We start from the raw sequence: 16,792 nt of genomic DNA, 5'->3' as shown, positions 1-16,792 counted from the left end.
GCCGGCGTCACAGGCCGCTTGGGCCGCCTGCTTAAACGATCTTCTCTATTCTGGCCGCGATTGCGGGCCGCCACCAAGGTGAGGGGGTGTTTTTGTGGGCGGAGGCCGATGGCCTGGCCTGATAAGAGCGAGCCTGGTAATGGCTTTTCCATGGCGAGAAGTGGATTCCCCGCAGTCCGCTTGAACGTATATTAGCCAACAGCACCGGGCGGCGGCACAAGCGACGAAGAATGAAGCTGAAAGGAAACCTCGTACTCGAACAGGCTGACGTTGGGCACGACGCATACTGAGTACCGCATTGACTCGCTGATCTGCTTGGCGACGATGACTCCGTGAACTGCCTTACCATGGCCGATTGTCTGACTTACCCAGCCCATGTAGCGCATCAGCTGGCCTATGGTGTAGTCCGGGGTTCGGCCGCGTTTGAGCTCGAACACAAAGAACTCATCGGCATCCGAAACCGCGAGAATATCGATTGGCCCAACCGCAGTTGGGAACTCCACGCCATCTCTTCCGGTTGGATCGACATATACGCGCAAGCGCCTTCCGTTGACTGGGATCGACGCGAGGTTCTGAGCAAGGAAATCGCGCAACTGGTGCTCGAGACCAAATGCCGCTTCCTCCCCGTCCGCGGTGTTCGTGTCCTTCTCAGGCTCGTCGAGCAACTCTCTCAGCACTGAGCCTGACTCGTACTGTGCGCCAGGCGGTATCAACCGGAACTCAGTATCCGTCTCCTGCAATGTCCAACCCTGCTTTCTGAGGCTAGCTCGAAGCTGCTGCGATGTGCTTTGAGTTGCATCGAGTCCATCAACTACGAAGGTCGGATTCTGCCTTAGCCACTCTTTCATGGCATGTAAGGTGACGCTACCGTCTTCGCCCGGCAGAAGGACGTAGTGTGCTTTACGAATGCTTGCCATAGATCCTTCCCCTGTTAGATAACGCCCGCAGCGCGGGAAAAATTGAAGCGCAGCGGAAATTTTTGTTCCTGTGACTACGATTGTGTGCTCCCGGCATGGGCGTAAACTGATAGGGTGAAAGTTCCCTGTAGGAGGGCCAACGTCGATGGAGAGCTGTGCTGATCATACTGCTCCCGGTGAGTGGTTGATTTCCTTAGCTTTCATCCATGGAAGGGCTAAAGGGTTAGGTCCTGCCTTTTTCCTCTTTAACGAGAGTTTTAGCAGCAAAAGACAAGACCTGATCCCAAGGCGCTTGCAAGTCGCTTGGGCAGGCTGCTTAAACGATCCTCTCTATTCTTTCCGCGATTGCGGACAGCTACTAAGGTGAAGGGGCGTTTTTGTGGTTGTTAATTGTTACCTGATAATCAAGCGCCATGGTCGCGACCAGTAGATCGGAAGCCCCATTCATCGATACCCCAACCGTAAGTCGCCGTTTCGAAAATAGCGCCGTCATATTCAATGGACGCTGCGATCAATCGATAAAACAGTTCGACTGTCGAGTAATAACGATCCACCAGTTCTTGGCGACTGCTGGGAGCTTTTCCGTGAGCGGCGATATCTCGAAGCTTTTTCCAAGAAGAAATTCGCTCATCCGGGATGCCGCGCTCACGAGCAAATTGATAGAGCCGATCCACCGTGCGCACTTTCTGGAAAGATCTAACAGCATTCAGCGCTCTGCCGCGAAGATCGTCGTTCCCTTCCCAAGTCTCGATGTGCTTTACCAGAGAGCCCAAACCTGTCAATTTTTCACGACCACTACCACTATTTTTCAGCAGGACATCTGAAAGAGCTTCGACGGCGGCTGCAATTGTAAGCGCGGCTGTTCGAATCGATCCCATCGATCCTCCCCGAACACCTTCGAGCTCGTCAAAAACCTTCTCAGCTAAAGCTGTGTCAGCATCCGAAAACCACTCGAAAAATCGCTTCACACACAGCCAAAACGAAGCGGGGTCATCCGGGGGAACAGGCCTAGTCAGGTACGAGCCATGGCACGAAAACGGCCCCGAGAACAAACAGGTATCTATTCGATTATTAAACTCTCGAACAGCTACAACTGGACGGACTGTGCATGCCAAAGAGAACGACAGCGCTTGACACACTAAACCAGCCCAGTTTGGCATCATTGGCGTTTCTTGTTTAGCTCGAACAACAAGCCAGCGGCGATCAGTCTGTCGATAGCTTACGGCTGCCAAGCCTAAATACCCCTCATGCCGATCGATCGACCACTGTTCCAGCAGCACATCGTCGCCAGCCTTCATCACTGTGTGAGTCTTAGCATCAAAGCTGAGACTTGGCGAGTCTATGTACAGTCGACCCTCGCTGCTATCAGACTGAGGCCTAGTCTCTGAGCACAGGAGTGACTCAATACCGCTTGCGACGCGCCAGGTACATGTTTTCGTGCTTGCAGGATATGCTCGGGGGGTGATCCAGTTGCTTCGCCATTCACGCCCATCAGCAGCAACAGCTCTTAGCATGACATGCTGATCATCGTCTGGAATCTGACCGTGAACACCTTGCTCTTGGCTCATCAGAGGAGGGAAACCAGTTAGATAGCGCCCGATGATTTCAAACGATAGGTGCCCCCCCTTTCGAGATCGAATTACCCCCGAACCATCAAACATCGATGTGTGGTAACCAGGACAAGAAAGCAATTGCATTTCAGGACAGATAATTTCCCAGTCACCTTCAACTATCGCTCTGGCAATGCGCTGCTCGTGGTCTTGCTCCATGAGAATAGCACTCCTTATTTAATAACAGGATTTATTTCGGCTTTGATATTTCAGCACTTCTGGCTTACATTTCCAATGCAAAAATCAACAACAAGATTACGACACTTATCCATATTAGGCTAGAGGGTCAGGCCTTTCCTTTTTAACGAGAAAACTAGCAGCAAAAGACAAGACCTGACCCCAAGGCGCACACAAGGCGCAACGTTCTCTCGTATACTTGATATGCGCTGCGTGATGGATGGATCAAGCTTCACCATTCTAAGTGAAACGCCTAGTGCGGACCTGCATGCAGGGTGTTGTGGGGGCTGAGGGTTAGAAACCCCCGGCACCCGACTAGGTGGCGCCGTCAATTAGTCTCCTTAGCGGTTGCCGAACTATTCTTATGTCGTTGGCTTTAAGGAATGAGCGCCAATATTCTAACACCTCCTTAGTAAAGAGGTACAGGTTGTACTTCTTTCCGCTAGCTAGCGTAATCATGCAATCTTGCCCTTCCACTAAATATGTTTCTATCTCTCCAGCATTATTTGCATACACATCAATAAACTTACCTTTCTTTTGGATAAAACTCTTTGTGCCGGGAGTTTTTGGTCTTTTCGTTTTGTAGTCGCGTAAAGTGAAATGTTTTGAGGTGTTTGCTATTTCTGCTACGGCCACTAGAGCTTCATTCGTATTCCATGACTGGATTTGCTTTTTCTTATCTTCGCCCTTCAGATTTTTCCTTTCAATGAAATAGTCTCTAAGTGAATGAGCGGTAATGCAAAAGTTATATAGGTGATCTGCTTTGTGGGTTCTGCTTTTTGCGTGATAGGCACGATAGCTTTCCCGCTCTAATTTCCTGTAGAGCGCTTCGATAGAATCTAGTGATGGATTAAGTGCCATTGAATATCCAATAACGCCCGGCTTTGGGGCGGACTTGTAGCCGCAAAGCGGCGGAAAGACTGTCCCAGCCCCGAAGAGTCTGTTGATTTAATTGTTTGGCTACAAGCTTGTTTAGTATTTAACTGGGTTGGAAAAAACCACTCTTTGTCTTGAGTCGCTTACGCAGGGATTGTCATAGCCTTTAAGTAGTGGCCCGTATTTCATTTTTCTTCTTCTCATTTCAGGGTTTTTTGACTCAATGATACATTCAAAATATTTCATGTCTGCTATGAATATGTTGATAAATATAGTCTTTATTTTATTGTTGCTGTAGTAACCACATCCAACTGGTTCTTTGTAATAATCCTTAGATTCTGTGTTGGTTATGCCCCAGTTCATTGCTTCCATGCATGCATCATAGGACTGATAAGTACTATACCACCATTGCGGTTTTTCGTTTTTTTTATTTGTGGTAAATCCCATCCAAGGCTCTTCAGGTGTTTCCCCAAAATCTCCACATCCAACTATCATAATGATTAGTGAAAAGGAGATTGATGCTTTCAATATGGAATTCATTTTTATTCTCCTTTTTATAAGGCTGTTTTTAACTGTAAGGAAATTGGATTGTTGTCTGGTTTTTTATATTATCTATTGATGATTAGTTTTGATGAAATAAAGTGTAGATATTAACACGGGGCAATTTCGAACAGTCTTCAGTCCAGTAACCATGCGGCTTTCAAGGCTATCCTAGCAGATGTAACTTTCCACTAGGTTAATATAAAGGGTTTCCAGTTATTAGGCACGCTACCGCCCTTGGGTTACAGCGCCCCATATGCTGTAAAAAGCAGCTTAGCGGCAGGTGCCAACAGGGTCTAGCCGGTGGTGCGGTTTTTGTGTTTTAAGGTAGCGATTGGTTAATAAGTAAACAATCGGTGCGCGGGTTGAAGTGCGCGGCCGGATATCGGGACCATGCTCCGGTTTATGGACTCCCGCCTTCGCGGGGGAGACATCTGAAAGAAGCCTGCGGGGTGTTGGAGTCGGAGTGGGCCCCGGGGGAGACATCTGAAAGAGGCCTGCCGGGGCGATATGCCGTAATGGCCCGGGTTGCCCCGGGCCTCTTTGTTACTTTTTCTTCTGCAAGGCGGCCGCCAATGCGGCGCCCATGGCGCCCTGGGGGGCGGGCTGCTCGCGGCGGGCGGGGCGGTTGCTGGTCTGGCCCTTGTTGCCGCCGGTTCCCCGGCTGCCCTGGTTGCGCTCGTCCCGGCGCGGTTTGCCGCCGGCCTGGTCGGCGGCGCTCTGCTCCAGGCGCATGGTCAGGGCGATGCGGTTGCGTTGCAGGTCCACCTCCAGCACCTTCACCTTGACGATATCGCCGGCCTTTACCACTTCCCGCGGATCCTTGATAAAGCGGTCGGTCAGGGCCGAGATATGCACCAGGCCGTCCTGGTGCACGCCAATGTCCACAAAGGCGCCGAAGTTGGTAACGTTGGTCACCACCCCTTCGAGCACCATGTCCGGGATCAGGTCGGCGGGCTTTTCCACCCCGTCCATAAAGCGGGCGGTCTTGAACTCGGGGCGCGGGTCCCGGCCCGGCTTGTCCAGCTCCTTCAAAATGTCCTGCACCGTGGGCAGGCCGAAGTGCTCGTCGGTGTAGTCGCGGGCGTCCAGGGTCTTGAGCAGGCCGCTGTTGCCGATAAGGCCGTTCACCGGCTGTTGCAGTTTGGCCAGAATGCGCTCCACCACCGGGTAGGCCTCGGGGTGCACGGCGGAGGCGTCGAGCGGGTTTTTGCCCTCGCGGATGCGCAAAAAGCCGGCGCACTGCTCGAAGGCCTTGGGCCCCAGGCGCGGCACCTTCAGCAGCTGCTTGCGCTCGGCAAAGGCGCCCTGCTCGTCGCGAAAGGCCACTATGTTCTGGGCCAGGGCCGGGGTCAGGCCCGACACCCGCGCCAGCAGCGGCGCCGAGGCCATGTTCACGTCCACCCCCACGGCGTTCACGCAGTCTTCCACCACCGCTTCCAGCTTGCGCGCCAGCTGGGTCTGGGACACGTCGTGCTGGTACTGGCCCACGCCGATGCTCTTGGGATCGATCTTCACCAGCTCGGCCAGGGGATCCTGCAGCCGGCGGGCGATGCTCACCGCGCCGCGCAGGGACACGTCCAGATCCGGAAACTCGTTGGCGGCCAGCTCCGAGGCGGAATAGACCGAGGCGCCGGCCTCGCTCACCACCACCTTCTGCAGCTTGAGCTCGGGCGCCTGCTTCATCAGCTGCTCCACCAGCCGCTCGGTCTCGCGGGAGGCGGTGCCGTTGCCGATGCTCACCAGGCTCACCTGGTGGCGGCGGCACAGCTCGCCCAGGGTGCGCAGGCTCTGCTCCACCTTCTTGTGCGGCTCAAAGGGATAGACGGTGGCCTGCTCCAGGAGCTTGCCGGTGCCGTCCACCACCACCACCTTGACCCCGGTGCGGATGCCCGGATCCAGGCCCATGGTTACCCGGGCGCCGGCGGGGGCGGCCATCAGCAGATCCTTGAGGTTGAGGGCAAACACCCGTATGGCTTCTTCCTCCGCCTGCTCCCGGGCCTGGCCCAGCAGCTCGGTTTCCATCTGCAGCGAGAGCTTCACCCGCCAGGTCCAGCTGATCACCCCGGCAAGCCATTGGTCGGCGGCGCGGCCCTTGTTCTGCCAGCCCACAAAGCGGGCGATAATGCCCTCGCAGGGGTGGCTGTCGGCCTCGGTTTCCACCACCAGGCTCAAGGAGAGCACCCCCTCGTTGCGGCCGCGCAGCATGGCCAGCAGCCGGTGGGAGGGCACCTTGGCGATGGGCTCCTGGTGCTCGAAGTAGTCCTTGAACTTGGCGCCGCCTTGCTCCTGGCCGGCGATCACCCGCGCCTGCAACAGGGCGTGCTGCCACATATGGCGGCGCACCGCCTCCAGCAGATCCGCCTGCTCGGCGAAGCGCTCCATCAGTATGTATTTGGCGCCGTCCAGCGCCGATTTGGCGTCATTTATGCCGGCATCGGCCTTGATATAGCCCTCGGCCAGCTGCTGGGGATCCTGGCCCGGGTCGTTGAACAGGGCGTCGGCCAGGGGTTCCAGCCCGGCCTCGATGGCGATCTGCCCCTTGGTGCGGCGCTTGGGCTTGTAGGGCAGGTAGAGATCTTCCAGCCGGGTCTTGGTGTCGGCGGCCAGCAGCTCGGCCTTAAGCGCCTCGGTGAGCTTGCCCTGTTCGTCGACGGACTTGAGGATAACGGCGCGCCTGTCTTCCAGCTCGCGCAGGTAGCCGAGGCGGCTGTCCAGGTTGCGCAGCTGGGTGTCGTCCAGGCCGCCGGTCACTTCCTTGCGGTAACGGGCGATAAAGGGCACGGTGGCGCCTTCGTCCAGCAGGGCCACGGCGGCGTTGACCTGGGCCTGGGCCACGCCCAGTTCCTGCGCCAGTAATTGGTTGATATTGGTCATAAATCAGTCTTCGAAGGGGCTGTATCTAATGTGGTTGATGTACCACTCCCTGACGCCCGAGGGGGTGTTTACCCGCACCTCGTCGTCCACCTGGCCATCGCTTGAATCGACAACGACAAGCCGGCACTTTCCAGAGGTTCCCGGAAACATGTGCCGTACTCTACAAGCGATGGCGGGTCATTAAAACCATGTTCGGGTTTTCGGCATCCGCTGGGCTGGTCCGGCCCGGCCGCATCGGACGCCCGTTGTCCGCGGGCTAGGGCGGCAATGAGCGGCCGCTGGTGTTCCTGAGCAGCCAGTCGGCGAAGCGCCTGGCATAAGGGTTGGAAAAGCCTTCCTGCGGGTACACCAGGTAGAAGTCCTCGCTGCTGGGCAGCCGCTGGCCGAAGGGGGCTATCAGGGTGCCATCCCTCAACTGGTCTTCCACCAAAGACAGCCTGCCCAGGGCCACGCCGAAGCCGGATTCCACCAGGTGCAGCACGCAGGCGTAGGTGTCGAACTGCATGCCTTCGGAGGGGTTGACGCGCGTCGCCTCGGCAAACTGCAGCCATTCTCCCCAGCCTTCCTCGTAGCCCATCACATGCAGCAGTTCATGATGACGCAGATCGTCCACCTGCCGCAGCGGCTGCCTGGCCAGCAGCGCCGGAGAGCAGACCGGAAAGAGGGTATCCCGGCTGAGCCTTTCGACATTCACGCCCGTCCACTGTCCCTTGCCCCAGCGGATTTCCAGGTCTCCCGCCATCTCTTCCTGCCGCAGCCAGATGTCCGTGTTCAGTTGCAGGTTGATGTCCGGGTGCTCCGCCTGAAAAGAGGTCAGCCGGCGCGCATTCAGCCAGTAGCTGAAAAACGCCATGCTGCCCCGGATCTTGACCTGTTTGCGGTGCCCTTCACCAAAGATCTCGTTGGTGGCGATCATCAGCTTCTGGATGGCGCCGTGCACAATCGGCAGGTAGGCCAGGCCTTCTTCCGTCAGCTCGATGCTGCGGGCCTGCCGTTTGAACAGCGGGGTGTTCAGCTGCGCTTCCAGGCTTTTGATCTGCTGGCTGATGGCGCCCTGCGTCATATGCAGCTCGTTGGCCGCCTGGGTAAAGCTGAGCAGCCTGGCCGCCGCTTCAAAGGAGCGCAGCCAGTTCAGGGGGGGCAGTGCCTTGTTTTTCATCGCGTCCATTCCACTTGCATACCAACACTCTTCCAGTGAGGGCTTGTTGTCATCCGTAAACGGCAGGTCCGCCGCCGGGGCAACCCATTAGCAAAACGACCCCTAAGGCCGTTTTTTATTCGTTTCCGGATTTATTTCGTTTCGGTCATTCTTGGCAGCAAGGCTACAGGAAACCGGTTTAAAGAAACAGATGGCAATGAAAACGGCACATAAATGCATGTTTCTGGTGCCGGTTATACCGCCAGGGTATCAATTCCGCCCCCAAACCGAGGGTGGACGACAGCGGTGACCCGGGCCGGTTGCCAGGGGTTTGCTAATGCAACGGCCTCTGCCGACGGCTCGGGAGCCCCGTTGCAGGGTAATGATTCAATAGTAAAAAGGAACAGCATCCATGAACAATGCCGATTACAAAAACGCCGGCGCGGGTACCAAGGTGGTGTGGGCCGGAGAAAAAGCCGCGCTTGCCCATAACGCCACCCAGGTGCCCATCATGCTCAGCGCCGCCTTTCAGTATGACGATATCGACGAGTGGTATGACGTCGCCATGGGTGAGAAGCCGGGGCATATCTACAGCCGCATGAGCAACCCCACGGTGCGCGCCCTGGAAGAAAAAATCTGCGTGCTGGAAGGCGCCGACAATGCGGTTGCCTTTGCAACCGGAATGGCCGCGATCAGCAGCACGCTGTACACCTTCCTGCGGCCCGGCGATCGGGTGGTGTCCGTCAAGGACACCTACGGCGGCACCAACAAGATTTTCGACGAGTTCCTCCCGGGCATGGGGGTGGAGGTGCGGCTCTGCCCCACGGAAGACATGGTCCTGCTGGAACGCGAAATCGCCGCAGGCTGTGCGGTGCTCTACCTGGAAACGCCGACCAACCCCACCCTGAAGATCCTGGATATCGAACGGCTGGCCCGTGCCGGCAAGGCGGCCGGCGCCCTGGTGATCATTGACAACACCTTCGCCACGCCACTCAATCAGAACCCCCTGGAACTGGGGGTGGACATAGTGCTGCACAGCGCCACCAAGTTCCTGAGCGGCCATGCGGATGTGATGGGCGGCGTGGTGTGCGGCTCCGGCGAGCTTATGCGGCGGGTGGCGCACTACCGGGAAATCAACGGCTCCTCCCTCGATGCCTTCTCCGCCTACCTGATCATCCGCGGCATGAAAACGCTCAAGCTGCGGGTGCGCCAGCAGGAAGCCAGTGCCATGGCCCTGGCGCGTTACCTGCAAGGCGAGCCGCTGGTCGAGCAGGTCAACTATCCGGGGTTGCCGGAGCACCCGGGTCATGACATCGCCGCACGCCAGATGAAGGGATACGGCGGCATCGTCAGTTTTGTCCTCAGGCACGGCATGGACGCGGTCAGGATACTCCTGCCAAAACTGGTCTATGCCAACCGGGCCGGCAACCTCGGCGCGGTGGAAACCATATACGGCCCGGCAAGAACCACCAGCCATGTGGAAAACACGCTGGAGGAACGGCTGGCCCTGGGTATCTCCGAAGGCCTGGTGCGCATCTCGGTGGGTATTGAAGACACCGACGACCTGCTGGCGGATCTGCAGCAGGCGTTCGACCAGCTGCGGCAATCCCTTTAAGGATATTCAATATGTCGCATGGTTGGCGCCAGTCGCAGCCATGTGGCGCTGTTCCACTCTCAATAAAGCAAGGACGATTTATGGCGCATAACGTTGCAATACTGGGCTTCGGTGTCGTTGGGCAAGGGCTCGCCGAGATACTGCATGACAAGGCCGCCTCGCTGCGCGAAGGGCTGGGGTTCGACGCCCGCATCGTCGCGGTATCGGACCTGATGAAGGGCTCCCTCTATCATCCGCACGGGCTCGATATTCCCGAGCTGCTGAAGGCCGTTCGCACCACCGGCTCCCTCGACAGCTACCCCGACGAGCCGGGCCTGGTGCGCGGCCGGGACAGCTTCGACACCATCAGGGAGAGCAACGCCGACACCGTGGTCGAGCTGACCTATACGGATGGCAAGACGGGCCAGCCGGCCATCGACCATTGCCGGCTGGCGTTTGAATGCAAGAAAAACGTGGTGATGAGCAACAAGGGGCCGGTATCGCTCGCCTATGAAAGCCTCGCGCGGATGGCGGAGGCGCACGGCGTGCGCTGGGGCTTTGAAGGCACGGTAATGAGCGGAACGCCGGCCTTGCGCATGCCGCTGGTCGCGCTGTCCGGCAATGACATCAGCGAAGTCAGGGGCATTTTGAACGGCACCACCAACTTTATGCTGACCCGCATGGCCGAAGGGGTCGGCTACGACGACGCCCTGGCCGAGGCCCAGGCAAAAGGCTATGCGGAAGCCGATCCGACCAGCGATGTGGAAGGGTACGACGCCCAGTACAAGACGGCCATCCTCGCCAATGTGGTAATGGGCATCCCCCTCAAACGGGAAGACATTCTCTGCCGGGGTATTCGTGATATTTCACCGGAGGATATTGCCCGGGCGTCACGCGAAGGCAAAATCTGGAAGCTGCTGGCCAGGTGCCGGCGCGAGGGCGGCAGTGTCCAGGCCAGTGTGGGGCCGGTTGCCATTCCGCTCACCGATCCGCTGGCCGGCGTTGGCGGGGCGCTGAATGCCATCACCTATGAATGCGACCTGGCCGGCCCCATCACCCTGATCGGGCCCGGTGCCGGAAAAACAGAAACGGGATATTCCATCCTGATCGATCTTATCAATATTCATCGCCATCAAATCTGAACCATTAAAAGACCCATTCTCTTTTTAATGGCATTACCCGCTTTGTGATTGGAAAATGACCATGACGTCAATATCTGTAGAGTCTATGGAAGGAAAACTGTTTTTGTCCGGGCAATGGGTCGGCGTGGATAACACCTACGACCTGTTCAATGCCGAGAAAAACAGCCTGATTACCAGAATTGCTTCCGCCCGGGAATCCCATGTGCTTGCGGCCATCCGCAACGGCAAGGCCGGCGCGGAAGTGGCGGCGGCAATGCCGGTGCACGAGCGAATGAGAATATTGCACGGCGCGGCGGACGTTGTTGAAAACAACCGCCATGTTTATATCGACGCCATTGTGTCGGAGGGATGTAAAACCCGGCGGGAAGCCACCAAGGAAGTGAACCGCTGCATACAGACCTTAAGGCTTTCCGCCGAAGAAGCGCGGCGCATCAACGGCGAGACCATTGCATTCGACCAAATGCCGGGCAGCGAGGGACGCGTCGGTTATTACTATCGCTTTCCGGTGGGGCTCATCGTGGCGATCACACCCTTTAACGATCCGCTCAACCTGGTCGCGCACAAGATAGGCCCCGCGGTGGCCAGTGGTAACGCCATTATCGTGAAGCCGGCACCGGCAACTCCCCTGAGCGCCCTGCTGCTGGCCGAAGCCTTTGCCCAGGCGGGCTTGCCCGACGGCGTGCTGTCGGTGCTGCCCGGCTTTCCGGAAGACATGGGGGATCACCTGATCACCCATGACGATGTGCGCATGATTTCATTTACCGGCGGGCTGAACTCCGGCAAGGCACTGATGCAGAAAGCCGGGCTGAAGAAAATGAGCATGGAGCTGGGCGCCAGCTCTCCGGCGCTGGTGCTCGACGATGCGGAGCTCGGGCCGGCGGTCGAGGCGATCGTTTCCGGCGCCTTCTGGGCCGCCGGGCAGAACTGCCTCGGTGTGCAGCGTGTTTATGTGCACCGCGCCCGCTACGGCGAATTCCTCAACACCCTGGTGGACAGGACCCGCAGCCTGCGGGTCGGCAGCAAGCAGAGCGAAGAAACCGATGTCGGCCCCATGATCAGCCTGTCCGAGGCCGAGCGGGTGGAAAGCTGGGTTAACGAAGCCCTTGCCAACGGCGCCCGCCTGCTCTGCGGCGGCGAGCGCAACGGGGCCTTCTACCTTCCGACCATACTCGAGAAGGTGCCGGACAACTGTCGCCTGGCCCGGGAGGAGATCTTCGGCCCCGTGGTCATGGTTGAGCCGTTCGACAGCCTGGATGAGGCCATCGACAAAGCCAATGGGGTCAACTTCGGGCTGCATGCCGGCGTATTTACCCAGGATATCAACAAGGCCTTCTCTGCCATTCGTCGCCTCGAGGTTGGCGGGGTGATGATTAATGACAGTTCCGATTACCGTATCGATGCCATGCCCTTCGGTGGCGTCAAACACTCGGGTATTGGCAGGGAAGGCGTGAAATTCTCTATTCAGGAAATGACCGAGACCAAGGTGGTGTGTTTTAAAACCAGCGGTTTTTGATTTTCTGAACCGAGAGGGAAGGTTGCCGGGCCCTTGGCCGTGGTGGTTGGCCCGGCAATATCATCAGGGAATAATTTGATAGGTATGTCATATGAACAAACATCAACAGAATAAAATGGCGGTCGATCCCGCCATTCTCTGGCCCGCCGCCATTCTCATTCTGGCCGCCAGTGTCCCCCTTGTGATCAACCCTGTTGCAGGCAAGGAAATAGTAGCGGCGATGCTGAACTGGGTGACGGGCGAGTTCGGCTGGCTTTATCTGCTGTCCGTGGTCGGCAGTTTCTTTTTCATGTGCTGGCTCGCCTTCGGCCCGGTGGGAAAAATCAAGCTGGGCGCGGCGGAAGATAAGCCCGAGTTCAATACGGTATCCTGGATAGCGATGCTTTTTTGCGCCGGGATCGGCATATCCATCTGTAACTGGGCCTTTATTGAACCGCTTTACTTTATGACGACCCCTCCGCTCGGGGTGCAGCCGGGTACCCCTGCCGCGGTTGAGTGGGCCGCCATGTACCCGATGTTTCACTGGGGAATCGTGCCCTGGGCCCTGTATCTGATGCCCGCGCTGCCGATAGGCTATGCGCTCTATGTGCGCAGGGTCAATGTACTGCGCCTGAGTGAAGCCTGCCGTGGCGTGTTGGGGGATAGGGTCGACGGCATTATCGGAAAGATCATCGACGTCACCGTGATATTTTCGATAGTGGGCGGTGTCGGCACCTCACTGGGGCTTTCTGTGCCATTGGTCTCCAAGCTGTTTCAGACCATGTTTGGCTTCGAAGACTCTTTCGGTTTGCAGATGTTTATCCTGGCCGCCTGGATCCTGATGATTTCCTGGAGCGTTTACAACGGCCTGAACAAGGGGATACAGGCCCTTTCCAATATCAATGCGATTTTGGCCCTGGCGTTGCTCGGCTTCGTGCTGGTGGCCGGCTCTACCGTCTTCTTGCTCAAGCTCTGGACCAACAGCCTCGGGCTGTTCATGGATAATTTTTTCCGTATGAACTTCTGGACCGATCCCATTGAACAGGGCGGATTTCCCGAAGGCTGGACCATGTTCTACTGGGCATGGTGGGTTGCCTATGCGCCCATGATGGGGTTGTTTGTGGCTCGGATATCGCGTGGCCGGACCATCCGGGAACTGATACTGCACGGGGTGACCTGGGGCAGCGTCGGATGCTGGGCCTTTTTTGCCATCTGGGGTGGCTACGCCATCGATATCGATATCAACGGCACGCTCAATCTGCAGGCCATTCTCGCCGAAGAAGGCATTCCGGCGACGGTGGTGGCCGTGTTGCAGACGCTGCCCAACTCCGCGCTGGTGCTGCCGATTTTTACGCTGCTGTGCTTTGTGTTCCTGGCGACGACGGTCGACTCTTCGGCCTACATGCTGGCGGCCATTTGTACCAAGGACATCACCGGGTACCAGGAGCCGGCGCGCTGGAACCGTATCCTGTGGACCCTGCTGCTGGCGGTGGTTGGCATTGGCCTGCTGTCGGTGGGCGGTTTGCAGGCGGTGCAGTCGTCAACGGTGCTCGTTGCGCTGCCGATGATCCCCGTACTGTTCATCATGGCCGTGTCACTGCTGCGCTGGGCATACCAGGATTTTGCCGCCGAACTGAGGCCGCAGTGCATCGCCCATCACCGGGCCCGGGTACCGGCCGTGGAAACAACGGAGCAAGGCGAGGAAGCGGTCGAACCGCTTGGATACCAGAAACCGGTATCGGGCTGATGCCCGGTTGTTTTCAGCGGTTCACTGCCTGACTGGTGACACCCCCGGCCGATGGCCGGGGGTTTTGCATGTCGGGGCAAGGGTGTTGCGGCGGTATCTGCCGAGCCGGGGCGGCCATCAGTCTTCGAAGGGGCTGTATCGAATGTGGTTGATGTACCACTCCCTGACGCCCGAGGGGGTGTTTACCCGCACCTCGTCGTCCACCTGCTTGCCGATCAGCGCCCGGGCCATGGGCGAGTCGATGGTGATATGGTTGTTTTTGGTGTCGATCTCGTCGGGGCCGACGATGCGGTAGCGCACCGTTTCACCTTCTTCGTTTTCCAGCTCGACCCAGGCGCCGAAGAACACCTTGCCGTTCTGGCGCGGGTCGTGGTCGACGATTTTCACCGCCTCCAGCCGCTTCATCAGGTAGCGGATGCGGCGGTCGATTTCCCGCAGCCGCTTCTTGCCGTAGATGTATTCGGCGTTTTCGCTGCGGTCGCCCAGGGCGGCGGCTTCGGATACCGCCTGGGTCACCGCCGGCCGTTCCACCTTCCACAGGTGCTTGAGCTCGTCGTCCAGCTTGTGCCAGCCGGCACGGGTGATCAGGTTGGTTTTCATGGGCGGGTGTTCCGTGGCCTGAAAGGTGCCGGCTATTGTGTCCCAGCGCCGGGGAAGAGGGAAGCCCCCGGCTATTCCCAGGCCGGGAAGGGGTCGGGCAGTTGTTGCCAGGCGGCGGGGCCCTGGTGCAGTTCCTCGTCGGTCAGCAGGCAGGCGTCCAGCTCGCGGCACAGCCCGGCCTGGTCCAGGCCCTGGCCGATAAACACCAGCTCCTGGCGGCGATCGCCGTAGGGCTCGGCCCAGCTGGCCAGGATATGCTCCCGGCTTTCTTCGTCCTCGGGCCAGTCTTCCTCCGGCACCGCCTGCCAGAACAGGCCGGCGCCGCCGTGGTAGGCGATGCCGCCGGCCTGGTTCCACTGGCCGGCAAAATCCGGGCGGCTGGCCAGCCAGAAAAAGCCCTTGGAGCGCAGCAGCCTTCCTTCGTCCCGGGGCCGGTGCAGAAAGTCGAAGAAACGTTGGGGGTGGAAGGGGCGGCGGGCGCGATAGACGAAGCTGCCTATGCCGTATTCCTCGGTCTCCGGGCGGTGCTCGCCGCGCAGCTCCTGCAGCCAGCCGGGGGCGCGGGCGGCGCGTTCGAAGTCGAAGCGGCCGGTGGCCAGCACCTTGTCCAGGTTCACCCGGCCCTGGCGGATGGGCAGGATCTCGGCCTCGGGGTTGAGCCGGGCGAGGATGGCGGTCAGCTCCGCCAGTTGCGCCGGGCTCACCAGGTCGGTCTTGCTCACCAGCAGCAGGTCGCAGAATTCCACCTGCTCGATCAGCAGGTCGGTCACGCTGCGCTCGTCGTCCTCGCCCAGGCTCTCGCCCCGCTCGGCCAGGACCTGGGCGGCCTGGAAGTCGGCCAGGAAGTTGACCGCGTCCACCACCGTCACCAGGGTGTCGAGCCGGGCGATGTCGTGCAGGCGGCTGCCGTCCTCGCCCTCGAAGGTAAAGGTTTCGGCCACCGGCATCGGCTCCGAGATGCCGGTGGATTCGATCACCAGGCAGTCGAAGCGGCCCTCGCCGGCCAGCCGGCGCACCTCCAGCAGCAGATCCTCGCGCAGGGTGCAGCAGATGCAGCCGTTGCTCATTTCCACCAGCCTATCCTCGCCCCGGTGCAGGCTCACCTGCTGCTGCACGGTGGCGGCGTCGATGTTCACCTCGCTCATGTCGTTGACGATCACCGCCACCCGCAGGCCCTGGCGGTTGTTGAGGATATGGTTCAGCACCGTGGTCTTGCCGGCGCCGAGAAAACCGGACAGCACGGTCACGGGGAGGGGGGAAGGGCTGGACATTGTGTTTGCTCCGCTTGCTTGCCATGGCTTATGATGAATCAGTTGTTATAACATAACACAGTTTGTTTATCCCCTGTATCAGCAAGGAGCCCCGGTCATGAGCATTACCGATCAGCTGTCGTCCTGTTTCGCCCCCGTCAGTGTGCAGGGCGGCGATCCCGCCACCCTCACCCGGATCTATGAGCCCGACTGCAACCTGGCGGTATGGCAGCGGCCCCTGCCGGCCGGGGTGGCCGACTATGTGCAGCGGCTGCTGCAGGCGGACAGCCGGGTCAGCGTGCGCGAGCTGGTGCCGGCCGAGGCGGTGGCAGGGGAGCTGGCCGGGCAGTTGCCGGATCTGCCCGGCCGGGAGGCCCTGGCCGCCGACGTGCAGCAACTGGCGGAGATGTTCGCCTGCCTGTTCGATTTGCCCCGGGTGGGCGTGCGCCTGGCCAGCCTGCAAACCGCCATGTGCCCGCGTTTCCACGTGGACCGGTTGCCCTGCCGGCTGGTGTGCACCTATTCCGGCCCGGGCACCCACTGGCTCAACCAGGAGCAGCGTAACCAGCTGCTGGCGCAAGGGGGGCGGGAGCCGGAGCAGTGGCAGCAACTGGCGGTGGGCGAGGTGGCGCTGATGAAGGGCGACGGCTGGGAAGGGGAAGAAGGCCGGGGCCTGTGGCACCGTTCGCCGCCGGTGCCCACCGGCTACCGGCGGCTGTTCCTGTCGATGGATTTTGCCGACTGAACCGAACCAAACAGGTGCGCTCGCACCATTTTGGTGTTCTGTTGTGGTGCGCTGCCGGGCGGCGGTGGCGGTGCCGCCGGATAAAGC

13 protein-coding genes are annotated in these 16,792 nt (G+C 59.0%); 5 read left to right on the top strand and 8 right to left on the bottom strand.

Translation table 11 applies throughout. The features are described from left to right. Positions 1–191: 191 nt before the first annotated feature. The 6 genes from AN401_RS18280 to AN401_RS18265 form a co-directional block, all read right to left on the bottom strand. Positions 192–917 carry an endonuclease NucS domain-containing protein gene (locus AN401_RS18280; protein ID WP_096780121.1) on the bottom strand — a complete coding sequence of 242 codons (726 nt, stop codon included), beginning with the start codon at positions 915–917 and terminating at the stop codon, positions 192–194. Between the two features lie 404 nt (positions 918–1,321). After that, on the bottom strand, positions 1,322–2,686 hold the full coding sequence (locus AN401_RS19905) for a hypothetical protein (RefSeq protein WP_157772331.1): 1,365 nt from the start codon (positions 2,684–2,686) through the stop codon (positions 1,322–1,324). 333 nt (positions 2,687–3,019) lie between these two features. Beyond that, complete coding sequence (locus tag AN401_RS19900) at positions 3,020–3,565, bottom strand: hypothetical protein (RefSeq protein ID WP_157772329.1); 546 nt, start codon at positions 3,563–3,565, stop codon at positions 3,020–3,022. A 111-nt stretch (positions 3,566–3,676) separates the two neighbouring features. Next, a complete protein-coding gene (locus AN401_RS19895) occupies positions 3,677–4,120 on the bottom strand; it encodes a hypothetical protein (RefSeq protein ID WP_157772327.1) in 444 nt (147 codons plus the stop codon). Positions 4,121–4,666: 546 nt separating this feature from the next. Further along, complete coding sequence (locus tag AN401_RS18270) at positions 4,667–6,997, bottom strand: Tex family protein (RefSeq protein ID WP_096780119.1); 2,331 nt, start codon at positions 6,995–6,997, stop codon at positions 4,667–4,669. Between the two features lie 256 nt (positions 6,998–7,253). Then, positions 7,254–8,156, bottom strand: coding sequence for a LysR substrate-binding domain-containing protein (locus AN401_RS18265; protein WP_096780118.1), 903 nt, complete (start codon positions 8,154–8,156; stop codon positions 7,254–7,256). 391 nt (positions 8,157–8,547) lie between these two features. On the opposite strand from AN401_RS18265, the gene AN401_RS18260 reads away from it, so the two are divergent. From AN401_RS18260 to AN401_RS18245, 4 genes are all read left to right on the top strand, one after another. After that, the gene (locus AN401_RS18260; protein WP_096780117.1) at positions 8,548–9,750 is read left to right on the top strand and encodes a cystathionine gamma-synthase family protein; all 1,203 of its coding nucleotides are present in this window, start codon (positions 8,548–8,550) and stop codon (positions 9,748–9,750) included. Between the two features lie 80 nt (positions 9,751–9,830). Then, positions 9,831–10,871, top strand: coding sequence for a homoserine dehydrogenase (locus AN401_RS18255; RefSeq protein ID WP_096780116.1), 1,041 nt, complete (start codon positions 9,831–9,833; stop codon positions 10,869–10,871). A 103-nt stretch (positions 10,872–10,974) separates the two neighbouring features. Then, complete coding sequence (locus tag AN401_RS18250) at positions 10,975–12,384, top strand: aldehyde dehydrogenase family protein (RefSeq protein ID WP_198401769.1); 1,410 nt, start codon at positions 10,975–10,977, stop codon at positions 12,382–12,384. 91 nt (positions 12,385–12,475) lie between these two features. After that, positions 12,476–14,110 (top strand): BCCT family transporter, encoded by a 1,635-nt coding sequence (locus AN401_RS18245; protein ID WP_096780114.1) that lies wholly within the window; start codon positions 12,476–12,478, stop codon positions 14,108–14,110. 117 nt (positions 14,111–14,227) lie between these two features. Here AN401_RS18245 and greB read toward each other — a convergent pair whose 3' ends face one another. Together greB and zigA are read right to left on the bottom strand one after the other, a co-directional pair. Beyond that, positions 14,228–14,710 (bottom strand): transcription elongation factor GreB, encoded by a 483-nt coding sequence (gene greB / locus AN401_RS18240; RefSeq protein ID WP_094039386.1) that lies wholly within the window; start codon positions 14,708–14,710, stop codon positions 14,228–14,230. A gap of 71 nt (positions 14,711–14,781) precedes the next feature. Beyond that, complete coding sequence (zigA, locus tag AN401_RS18235) at positions 14,782–15,981, bottom strand: zinc metallochaperone GTPase ZigA (protein WP_096780113.1); 1,200 nt, start codon at positions 15,979–15,981, stop codon at positions 14,782–14,784. Between the two features lie 97 nt (positions 15,982–16,078). Between zigA and AN401_RS18230 the strand changes: the two genes are divergently transcribed. Then, positions 16,079–16,705: a DUF1826 domain-containing protein gene (locus AN401_RS18230; RefSeq protein ID WP_096780112.1), complete on the top strand. Its 627-nt coding sequence runs from the start codon at positions 16,079–16,081 to the stop codon at positions 16,703–16,705. Positions 16,706–16,792 lie beyond the last annotated feature (87 nt).

Source organism: Zobellella denitrificans, assembly GCF_002407485.1.
Taxonomy (GTDB): Bacteria; Pseudomonadota; Gammaproteobacteria; order Enterobacterales; family Aeromonadaceae; genus Oceanimonas; species Oceanimonas denitrificans.
The sequence above is the reverse complement of the archived record's forward strand: the minus strand, read 5'-3'. Positions and strand labels throughout refer to the sequence as shown.